This is a genomic window from Pseudoalteromonas sp. MelDa3, assembly GCF_002863625.1.
Taxonomy (GTDB): Bacteria; Pseudomonadota; Gammaproteobacteria; order Enterobacterales; family Alteromonadaceae; genus Pseudoalteromonas; species Pseudoalteromonas arctica.
Genome location: NZ_PJBR01000241.1, coordinates 1 through 10052 on the forward strand (window position 1 = coordinate 1; position 10052 = coordinate 10052).

Below are 10052 nucleotides of genomic sequence, written 5' to 3' on the forward strand. Positions count from 1 at the left end.
AACAAGAGATGTGTCGAACAGACAGTACTTATGCAGAGTATTTTGCGTAGTAACGGTGAGTTTTATAATTATAGGAATTCATTAAACTGCAGACGCAAAAAATCACTCGATAAAGAGTGCTATTTTGTTTTGAATTTTTAGATATTTAATTTCAGTGGTTGCGGGAGCTTGAGTTTGTAAAAAGCGAACCGACGACCTTCGCTTACTTGTGCAAAGTGTTTTGCGCAGTAACGGTGAGTTTTATAATTATAAGAATTTATTAAACTGCAGACGCAAAAAATCACTCGATAAAGAGTGCTATTTTGTTTTAACTTTTTAGGTATTTAATTTCAGTGGTTGCGGGAGCCGGATTTGAACCGACGACCTTCGGGTTATGAGCCCGACGAGCTACCAGACTGCTCCATCCCGCGCCTGAAATTTGTAGACTTGTTTAAAGTTGCTTACATTACAACTTGGCTTCCAATTAAAGAATTGGTTGCGGGAGCCGGATTTGAACCGACGACCTTCGGGTTATGAGCCCGACGAGCTACCAGACTGCTCCATCCCGCGCCTGTATATTTTAAGTCTATCGACTACTTTATTTTATCTCTTAAGCTAGAGTTTACAGTAACCAAATCTTATAAAAAATTGGTTGCGGGAGCCGGATTTGAACCGACGACCTTCGGGTTATGAGCCCGACGAGCTACCAGACTGCTCCATCCCGCGCCTGTAATTTCTTTAAAACATTTTCGTAATATTTACGAGCCTGCCTTGAAGAGAGCGCTACTATATAGGAATAAACATTTAATGCAAGGCCTAAACTAATTAAAGTTGTTCAACCGAACAAAAAGCAATCAAATTGCTATTCTACGCTCAACCTTTGATGCGGATTAATCATTTTTTGCCATTCCCAGTCTGGATGTCCCATCACTATAAAGTCAGGGTTCTCAGTACTCTCGCGTTGGTTGTACGTTAGCGGGTTAAATTCTGCATCGGTAATACAACCACCGGCTTCTTCAACAATAACTTGTGAAGCGCCTGTATCCCACTCTCCCGTTGGACCAATTCTTAAAAAACAATCTGCTTTGCCTTCTGCAACAGTACAAGCTTTTAATGAGCACGAACCAATAGCAATAGTTGTAAACTGACTATTTAAATACTGACTCACCGCTTCTATTTTTTGGCGGCGGCTCACTGCAAGCGTCAAGTTCTCTGGCGGCGCTACAGATATTTGCTTATCAATTGAGTTTTCACGTTTAAAGGCACCATTTTTAGCTGTAGCAAAATAAGTCACACCTTTTGCAGGCCAATGAATAACTCCAAGCACAGGATGATTATTTTCAATCAATGCAATGTTTACTGCAAAGTCGCCACTTTCTAAAATAAATTCGCCTGTACCATCCATCGGATCGAGTAACCAATAACGCTGCCAGTCCTGTCTGTCGGCGAGTGCAGGTATAGGTGTTTCTTCCGACATAATTGGGATATCGGGCGCTAAGACTTTTAATCCAGCAACCAGTACGTCATTTGCTGCTAAGTCAGCTTTGGTAACAGGCGTATTATCTGATTTCTCTTGTTGGCCAATATCACCTTTTTTATAAATGGCCATAATTGCATCGCCAGCACGCTCAGCTAATTCAATACACGGTTCGATTAATTTATTCATCGGCAGCTCCAGACGCTAAATACTTATCTAATAATAGCAAAGCTGCAACACTGCGTGCTTCGGTAAAATCTTCTTGGTCTAATAATGACTGCCACTGAGTTAATGGCCACTTAACAACAACAAGCGGCTCTGGTTCGTCGCCAATAAGGGTTTGTGGGTATAATTGCTTAGCAAATAAAATATGCATAGTGGCATTAAAGTAACTCGGCGCCATTGTTACTGTTCTTAATGGTTTAAAATACTCAGCACCAAAGCCAATTTCTTCTTTAAGCTCTCTGTTAGCAGCTTGCTCTGGCGTTTCGCCCGGATCGATTAAGCCTTTAGGAAAACCTAACTGGTAATCGTTTGTGCCCGCACAGTATTCACGTACAAGTAGTAATTCGTTGTCTGCACTTAACGGAACAATCATCACTGCTCCCCGGCCACCGCCGCGAATTCGCTCATACTGGCGCTCTTCGTTATTAGAAAACTTTAGCTCTAAAGACTCCACAGTAAACAGGCGGCTTTTAGCGACAACATTGTTACTGAGGATTTGTGGTGGTGTTGGGTGCTTTTTCTGTGTCATTGGCGTTAATTTGCTATCATGGCAGTTAGTTCAATAATAAACCTTATAAGTTGAAATTCCTATGTTAAATTGGTCAAAAATCGATACCGTTTTGCTCGACATGGATGGAACATTACTCGATTTACATTACGACAGTCATTTTTGGCTTAACGTTATTCCTCAACAACACGCATTAGCAAGGGGCATTAGCCTAGATGCAGCTAAAGCAGATATTTTAAAACGCTATCAAGCTGTGAGCGGTCAAATACAGTGGTATTGTTTAGATTATTGGGAGCAGCAATTAAGCTTGCCTATAATGGAGCTTAAACGAGAGTCTCAGCATTTAATTAAAATGCGCGAAGACGTACCTCATTTTTTAACTGAGCTTAAAAAAGCAGGCAAAGAGTTAATTTTACTTACCAACGCCCACCCTGAGAGTGTCATGCTTAAATTTGAGCATACAGCGATTGATAACTACCTAGATGGCGTAGTGTCGACTCATGAATATGGAGTAAGTAAAGAGCAACAAAGTTTGTGGCACCAAGTACAAAAAGACTTAGGATTTAATAAGCAGCGCACTTTGTTTGTAGATGACAGTGTGCCGGTTTTGAATGCCGCACGAGAATACGGCATTGAGCACTTACTTGCAGTTGCTAACCCAGATAGCCAACAACCACATAACGAAATAGCCGATTACCTAAGTGTTACCGACTATCGTAAGATTATCTAACTCAACTTACGTGACTTAAATTTTTGGGTAACGCGCTTCTAGCCCTTGATATACTAACTTTGCAAAATCTGCATGTTCTGTATCAAGGCTTTTAACTACTTCAACTAAATGCTCGTTATCTTCTTGCCCATTCCATTCTTTAATATAGCTACCATCTTTGTAACCGTGATCTTGGCGGAAAAAGTTTAACGTGTTTTTACCTACGTAGCCGCGATATAAATCATCAATATCCATACCCATTTGCGCCATACAGCCGGCAAAGGCACCTGCATTAAACGTTTTATCTGCAACTGCAGAAGCCGCTAATATCTCTAGTGTTTGTTTAAAGTCATCAGCTTGTTGAGCATTACTAAGCTCAGTTTCAAGTTGCTTTGCTAAGTCTTTATAGCTAGTTTCGCCGTCAATTCTAAGCGATAGACCAAAATGAAAAATATCAACCAACTCTAAAATAACTTGTTCAGTATCTGGTGTTTGTTTTTTCCACCATTTCCAACCATGATGATCCAACATTTCAGCACACTCAACCCAAATAGCGCGGTACCATTCAAACCCTTGAGTAAACCATTGCTCATGTACTTTAGTATTCATGGCGTTTTGCATTTCTAGCATCACTACTAGCTTGTTTAAATTGGCAGACATATCAGTTCCTGTCGTTTTGATTGGCGTAATGTTCGTTGGTGTAATAATACAGATAAAATGCTGATTGTGCATTGCTGTATATTTTTATTAGTGTGCTAGTTATGTTTATCGTGACGTCGTAAACTCATGCCATGAATCAATTAAATCAATGAAATCTTCAAAGCCACAACCACTACTTAAGCCATTTTCTTCAAGCGCTAAATCGTCATCTTGATACGCTATTAGGTCTTCGCTGTCTTGATGAAGCGCATGGGCTTCAAATAATGCTTCGTCTTTCGTTAATATTAAATCTATTTCTTGGCCTTTTAGCGTTAGCGGCTCATAGCTTGAACTCACCGATGCAATAAGCGCTTGCACCATGGCTACTTTGTCTTTGCCTATTTCTTCGTTTAGCCAGCGACCAATAATAGCGTGTTCACTGCTTATTTTAATACGTAGCCCACTAATAGGGTCGCGAATAAATTGATATTCCATAGGGTTTGCCTGTAAATCTTTAATTGCGTAATTATATACGTAAACGCCCGTAAACCACAGGACATATAAAGTAAAATAGCGCCACATGGGCGCTATTTTACTCAACTTGAAAACCGTTAACTTCGCGATCTATAACGCGCTGCGTCAATAATCGACCATAAGTAAATAATAGGCACAAGTACAAAGCCTACAAGCACATAAATTAGTGCGTAACTTATTATAATAGCGAGTGCAAAAAATATAGCCGCTAAAATACGCCCTTGCACTAACTGCCCTAAACCAGGAAAAAATATATTACATAATGCTGCGATTACGTTACCGCCAGAACCTTGATCTGCCATACTAACCTCTGTATTTATTTGATTTTATAATTATTTACTTACACACTTTATGCCAATTTATTAAAGCTTACAAATCAAATAGTTAAATTAGTCTAGATTTAGAGAGTTAGTAAATTTTGCTAACTTTAGGTCAAATTAGCAATTTTTGTTATGTGTTTTCACTTTTTTATTCGCTCAATTAATTAGCAAGTTACTCGTTTTGAACACTATTTTATAAATAGCTGTTTATAAAAACAGTATTTTATTTAGCCTAACAAAAACACCTGTTATACTGCCCACAATATTGATTAAAAAGGCGTAACGATGGACGTTTCACAATTACTCGATGGCTTAAATGACAAACAACGCGATGCCGTTGCAGCCCCACTACAAAACATGCTGGTATTAGCAGGTGCTGGGTCTGGTAAAACACGAGTGTTAGTTCATCGTATTGCGTGGCTTATGCAAGTTGAGCAAGCCTCCGCTTACAGTATTTTTGCAGTTACCTTTACTAATAAAGCCGCTAAAGAAATGCGTGGCCGCGTTGAAGAAACACTGAAAGCGCCTGTAGGTGGTATGTGGATTGGTACTTTCCATGGTTTATCGCATCGTATTTTACGTGCTCATCACCGTGAAGCTAATTTACCAGAAGCCTTTCAAATTTTAGACTCTGACGATCAGCTTAGAATGATCAAGCGCTTATTAAAATCGATGAATATTGATGATAAAAAATGGCCCGCTAAGCAATTTGGCTGGTACATAAGCGCCAAAAAAGATGAAGCACTTCGCCCTAAAGATATCCAAGCATACGATATTAATGAGCAAATGATGCTGCGTGTTTACGCCGCCTACCAAGAGGCCTGTGATAGAGCAGGCCTAGTTGATTTTGCTGAAATATTACTACGCAGCTACGAAGTGTTAAAAAATAACCCTACGTTACTGCGTCATTATCAGCAACGCTTTGCACATATGCTCGTAGACGAGTTCCAAGATACAAATACCATTCAATATGCTTGGTTAAAATTACTTGCTGGCGATACTAACAGCATTATGATTGTAGGCGACGATGACCAAAGCATTTATGGTTGGCGTGGTGCTAAAATCGAAAACATTAAACGTTTTTTAACTGACTTTAGCGCAGAAACCATTCGTCTTGAACAAAACTACCGTTCAACCGCGACTATTTTGAAAGCGTCTAACGCATTAATTCAAAATAACTCAGAACGTATGGGTAAAAGCTTGTGGACCGACGGTAACGATGGCGAGCCAATTTCTATTTATGCGGCATTTAATGAGTTAGACGAAGCACGCTTTGTAAGTAGCAAACTACGAAGCTGGTTAAATGCAGGTAATGCCCTACAAGATGCCGCAATTTTATACCGTAGTAACGCGCAATCTCGTGTACTCGAGGAGGCCATGCTGCAAGAAGGCTTAAAATACCGTATTTATGGTGGTATGCGATTCTTCGAACGACAAGAAATTAAAGATGCGTTGTCGTACTTACGCCTAGTGGGTAATCGTCAAGACGATGCCGCGTTTGAGCGTGTAATTAATACGCCAGCACGCGGTATTGGCGATAAAACATTGAGCCATATACGAGATTGTGCTCGAGCAGAATCGTTACCGCTTTGGTATGCCGCAAAAGCAATTGTAGAACAACAGCACTTATCTGGTCGTGCTTCTGGTGCAGTAAGTAAGTTTGTAGAACTTGTTGAACAAATAGAAGATAAAATTAGCGATCTAACTTTGCATGAGCAAGCCAAGTACACAATTCAAACATCAGGTTTGATGGCAATGTACCAAGCTGAAAAAGGTGAAAAAGGCCGTGCTCGCGTAGAAAACTTAGAAGAGCTAATTAGCGCATGTGACCAGTACGAACTTCCTGAAGACGAAGAATACAGCTCGCCTTTACAAGGCTTTTTAGCACATACATCACTTGAGTCAGGTGAAGGACAAGCAGAAGAGCACGAAGATGCCGTTCAAATGATGACACTTCACTCAGCTAAAGGCTTAGAGTTTCCGTTAGTGTTTATGGTGGGCGTAGAAGAAGGCATGTTCCCTTCTCAGCAAAGTAACGAAGAGTCTGGTCGTTTGGAAGAAGAGCGCCGCCTTTGTTATGTAGGCATGACACGAGCAATGGATAAGTTATACATTAGCCATGCTGAGAGTCGCCGCTTATACGGGCAAGAAAAATACCATAGCCCATCACGCTTTTTACGCGAAATACCTGAGGACTGCGTAGAAGAAATCCGTATTAAAACACAGGTTTCTCGTCCACCTGCCGCCGGGCGTTTTAGCGCATCAGTTAGCCATGCCGCATTTGAAGACAGTGGTTTTAACTTAGGGCAACGAGTTTTGCATGCTAAGTTTGGTGTTGGTACCGTACTTAATTACGAAGGCAGTGGCGCGCAATCTCGCGTACAAGTTAACTTTGACGACCTTGGCAGTAAATGGTTAGTAACGGCCTATGCACGATTACAAGCTGTATAAATCTCACCTAAATGAGTTAGAACAACAACTAGCTGGCGCGTATCATCGTCAGCTAGTGTTGATTACCGGCAGCCCTGCTTGGTGTTATGAATTACTTAACTCATTAATAGATGAAAACAATACACTTGTTGTATCAAAGCAGTGCGCGATTAAAAATTCGTACTGGCCTACTCGCACTCACCAAATTTTAGGGCAAGAATTTGCTCATGCTGTTTATAATGGTTTTAGTGGTTTGCACCCTGATAAACTTGCAGCACTTACCGGCACCGTTAAAGCAGGCGGTATACTGTTTTTATTACTGCCCGAATTAAATGATTTAGCCTTTTGGCAAGACCCCTCATTAAGTACAGTGCAATCACACGGTCAGAGTATTGACTACAGTTTATTTAATAATCGTTTCGCGGCTATTATTAAGCGGTTACCCGCTTTTCATTTTAGTGAACAAAATGGCTGTATTAGTAATCTCGTCAGCTCTGTTACGGATAATAAAATTGATTATCTACCACAGCAAAACTGCGTTGAACAAATAGTAAAAGTAGCTAATGGCCGTGCCAACAGACCTTTACTCATTAATGCTGATAGAGGTAGAGGCAAGTCGGCAGCACTTGGCTTAGCTGCCGCAAAATTGACTGATAAAAAAGTAATTATTTGCAGCACTCAGTTTAAAGCGACCCATAGTAGCTTTAAACATTTAGCCAACGAGCTAAGCCTTCAATACAACGCTGAACATAAACAGCTCGCCAACTTGCACTACGTTGCACCTGACGCGTTATTAAATGCATTACCTGAGTGCGATTTATTACTCATTGATGAAGCTGCCGCGATCCCTGTTCCGTTATTGCTAAAAATGCTAGCTCATTACCCTCGTATAGTATTTGCAAGTACACTGGTTGGGTATGAGGGCAATGGTAGGGGTTACACCATTCGCTTTAGTAACTATATAAAAGCGCACTATAAAGCCTCTAAAGTTGTAACGCTTGATGAGCCACTGCGTTTTGCCAAACACGATCCCCTCGAGAAGCACATTCGCACCTTGCTTGCACTCGATGCACAATATAAAGAGTTAAATAGTGAGCAATTAGAGCAGCCAGTTCATAGCGAAATAACTCAGCAATCCCTTGTAAACAATGAGCCTTTACTGCAACAAGTTATTGCCCTGCTTGCATTGGCTCACTATCAAAGTAGTGTAAACGATTTACGCCAACTACTAGACGCACCATCGCAACGAATATTCATCAGCAAAATTAACAATCAATTAGTTGGTGTATGTTTAATCGCAATAGAAGGTGGTTTAAATGAAGAAATTGCTCTACAGGTTATAAGCGGAGAGCGCCGCCCACAGGGTCATTTAATGGCTCAAACCCTCTCACAACTTAGCTTTGATAATGACTACTTAACACAGTTGAGCGCTCGCGTTGTACGAATAGCGATTGATCCGAGTTCTCACAATATGGGTTTTGGTAAAAAGCTACTTAGCTATTGCGAGTCGCAAGTAAAAAGCCAATGTAGTTGGTTTGGTGCAAGCTTTGGCGCAACAGCGCAGCTACTTAACTTTTGGCAAAAACAAGGGTTTGATACCGTAAAACTGGGTTATCAACGCGATAAAAGCACAGCTGAACATTCAGCGCTTGTGGTTAAATGCTTAAGCAATAAAAGTGCAATTATCCAACCTTTGAAAAAGCAGTTTAAAAACGACTTTTTTTATGCTCTTTTGACACATTTTAAAACACTAGATTGGCAACTTGTAAGTATTTTAATTGAAGGATTTAGCGATGAGTTAGTAAGCCCCGAGACTCGCGAACGATTAGCCTTGCTCGTAAACAGTAACTTCACTCAATTTAATATCTCTGCGACTCTCTGGCAGGTAGTGAATCAGTCTCCTTCTTGTATGTCTCAATTAACAGAGTCTGATAAACAACTTTTAATAAAGTTAGTGCTGCAAAATGAATGTAATGAAAAAGTGATTCAACACTTAGGTTTATTAGGAAAAAAGCAGCTTGAGAATCAATTTAAACGTGCCGTAAAAAACCTCACTAGTGCCATCTAATAACTCCTAGTTACCTATCTCTATTAAATCTTATCCATCTTTAAGCTATTTATTTAATTTGTTCTATCCTTAAAGGATTAACAGGTGAATTAAGATAAAGGCATGGAATTAATAAACTTTAAAGTGGGCTGCAAAACAATTTCACTTAAAATACTCGATATTTTATTAACAGAGCGATTTGACAATAATCTAACAACTTTACCCAACAATAATAAAAGCTTTATTGGTGTTAAAGATTATATGGATATACCAACGCCTGTGTTTGATTTAGGTATTATTTTAAATAATATCTCAACCGAACAAAGTAATGCGCATGTACTAAAACAACTAAGAACATGGCAAGAAAAACTATTAAACTGGTTCAATACCCTTCAAAGTAACTTGCTAAATAGCTCGGCCTCTATTTCAAGCAATGATTCAGAACTACAAGATTTTGTTCTGTTTTACAAAGAGTTCAACACCGATAATGAAGACTTAAAACTAACAATGTCTCGACTTAACGAACCTTTCCAATCATTGCTAGAAACGGTAAAAGAAGCTATATCAGCTCATAATCAAAGCGATTATAAACAAGTATCAGCTCTGCTCGAAAAAATTAAGCGTAGTAACCTAATTCAGCTAGAGCGTTTATTCGAATCAGCTAAAGAGCAAATAACCTTAGACTATAAACCTATTATTGTTTTTACCACTAAAGACGGCTTAAACCCACACGTAGGGTTATTGGTAGATAAAGTCGAAGATAATATCGACTATAAAAAAGAAGACATTAAACCACTAGATAAGCTCACTGAGGTTGGTTTTGATCTAGACCCACAAACTAAAAATATGATGCGAGGATTAATCAAGCTTTCACAAAAGCACAGTGTATTAATTGATCCAAGCGTAATATTTAAACCAACACAACTAGAAGAATCTGAAAGTGAAGAAACTCAAGCTTACGGACTATTTTAAATAGCCTTTAGATTTGGTTATAAACTTTAGTACTGAAGTAATGAGCTATTCAGCTCGACTTGTACATTTAGATAAATTGGAGAGAAATCGAGTGCGTAATGTTAGTTACTCATATTTCACTTTTTTGCAGACGTAAAAAAGCCCGAATCGTTAGATTAGGGCTTTCTACAATTTGAAGCCTGGTAATGTCCTACTTTCACATAGCAAATGCT

At 39.5% G+C, this 10052-nt stretch carries 9 protein-coding genes and 3 tRNA genes; 4 read left to right on the plus strand and 8 right to left on the minus strand.

Annotated features, from left to right (window positions below; translation table 11 throughout):
• Positions 1-333: 333 nt before the first annotated feature.
• The 5 genes from CXF89_RS20170 to nudE all read right to left on the minus strand — a co-directional run bounded on the left by CXF89_RS20170 (position 334) and on the right by nudE (position 2210).
• Positions 334-410, minus strand: a tRNA-Met gene (locus CXF89_RS20170).
• A gap of 62 nt (positions 411-472) precedes the next feature.
• Positions 473-549 (minus strand) — tRNA-Met (locus CXF89_RS20175).
• 79 nt (positions 550-628) lie between these two features.
• Positions 629-705: transfer RNA gene (locus CXF89_RS20180), tRNA-Met, on the minus strand.
• 136 nt (positions 706-841) lie between these two features.
• Positions 842-1645: a 3'(2'),5'-bisphosphate nucleotidase CysQ gene (gene cysQ, locus CXF89_RS20185; RefSeq protein ID WP_121955587.1), complete on the minus strand. Its 804-nt coding sequence runs from the start codon at positions 1643-1645 to the stop codon at positions 842-844.
• On the minus strand, positions 1638-2210 hold the full coding sequence (nudE, locus tag CXF89_RS20190) for an ADP compounds hydrolase NudE (protein ID WP_007586548.1): 573 nt from the start codon (positions 2208-2210) through the stop codon (positions 1638-1640). The genes cysQ and nudE overlap by 8 nt, the downstream gene beginning before the upstream one ends.
• 61 nt (positions 2211-2271) lie before the next feature.
• Here nudE and yrfG point away from each other — a divergent pair, with 61 nt between their 5' ends.
• The gene (gene yrfG / locus CXF89_RS20195) at positions 2272-2919 is read left to right on the plus strand and encodes a GMP/IMP nucleotidase (protein ID WP_121955588.1); all 648 of its coding nucleotides are present in this window, start codon (positions 2272-2274) and stop codon (positions 2917-2919) included.
• A gap of 15 nt (positions 2920-2934) precedes the next feature.
• On the opposite strand, the gene CXF89_RS20200 is transcribed toward yrfG, so the two are convergent.
• From CXF89_RS20200 to CXF89_RS20210, 3 genes are all read right to left on the minus strand, one after another.
• Entirely contained in the window at positions 2935-3558 is a 624-nt protein-coding gene (locus tag CXF89_RS20200) for a dUTP diphosphatase (RefSeq protein WP_121955589.1), read from the minus strand.
• Positions 3559-3663: 105 nt separating this feature from the next.
• Entirely contained in the window at positions 3664-4032 is a 369-nt protein-coding gene (locus CXF89_RS20205; RefSeq protein WP_024592461.1) for a YacL family protein, read from the minus strand.
• A 116-nt stretch (positions 4033-4148) separates the two neighbouring features.
• The gene (locus CXF89_RS20210; protein WP_002963009.1) at positions 4149-4373 is read right to left on the minus strand and encodes a hypothetical protein; all 225 of its coding nucleotides are present in this window, start codon (positions 4371-4373) and stop codon (positions 4149-4151) included.
• A gap of 303 nt (positions 4374-4676) precedes the next feature.
• Here CXF89_RS20210 and uvrD point away from each other — a divergent pair, with 303 nt between their 5' ends.
• From uvrD to CXF89_RS20225, 3 genes are all read left to right on the plus strand, one after another.
• A complete protein-coding gene (uvrD, locus tag CXF89_RS20215; protein WP_007586555.1) occupies positions 4677-6842 on the plus strand; it encodes a DNA helicase II in 2166 nt (721 codons plus the stop codon).
• A complete protein-coding gene (locus CXF89_RS20220) occupies positions 6820-8889 on the plus strand; it encodes a tRNA(Met) cytidine acetyltransferase TmcA domain-containing protein (RefSeq protein ID WP_121955590.1) in 2070 nt (689 codons plus the stop codon). Before uvrD ends, CXF89_RS20220 begins: the two co-directional genes overlap by 23 nt.
• A gap of 102 nt (positions 8890-8991) precedes the next feature.
• Positions 8992-9840, plus strand: a complete 849-nt coding sequence (locus CXF89_RS20225) for a chemotaxis protein (protein WP_121955591.1) — start codon at positions 8992-8994, stop codon at positions 9838-9840.
• Positions 9841-10052 lie beyond the last annotated feature (212 nt).

Excerpts from the sequence above, each read along its gene's own strand:
- cysQ (WP_121955587.1), bottom strand. The coding sequence starts at position 1,645 with ATGAATAAATTAATCGAACCGTGTATTGAATTAGCTGAGCGTGCTGGC.
- nudE (WP_007586548.1), bottom strand. The coding sequence starts at position 2,210 with ATGACACAGAAAAAGCACCCAACACCACCACAAATCCTCAGTAACAAT.
- yrfG (WP_121955588.1), top strand. The coding sequence starts at position 2,272 with ATGTTAAATTGGTCAAAAATCGATACCGTTTTGCTCGACATGGATGGA.
- CXF89_RS20200 (WP_121955589.1), bottom strand. The coding sequence starts at position 3,558 with ATGTCTGCCAATTTAAACAAGCTAGTAGTGATGCTAGAAATGCAAAAC.
- CXF89_RS20205 (WP_024592461.1), bottom strand. The coding sequence starts at position 4,032 with ATGGAATATCAATTTATTCGCGACCCTATTAGTGGGCTACGTATTAAA.
- CXF89_RS20210 (WP_002963009.1), bottom strand. The coding sequence starts at position 4,373 with ATGGCAGATCAAGGTTCTGGCGGTAACGTAATCGCAGCATTATGTAAT.
- uvrD (WP_007586555.1), top strand. The coding sequence starts at position 4,677 with ATGGACGTTTCACAATTACTCGATGGCTTAAATGACAAACAACGCGAT.
- CXF89_RS20220 (WP_121955590.1), top strand. The coding sequence starts at position 6,820 with ATGCACGATTACAAGCTGTATAAATCTCACCTAAATGAGTTAGAACAA.
- CXF89_RS20225 (WP_121955591.1), top strand. The coding sequence starts at position 8,992 with ATGGAATTAATAAACTTTAAAGTGGGCTGCAAAACAATTTCACTTAAA.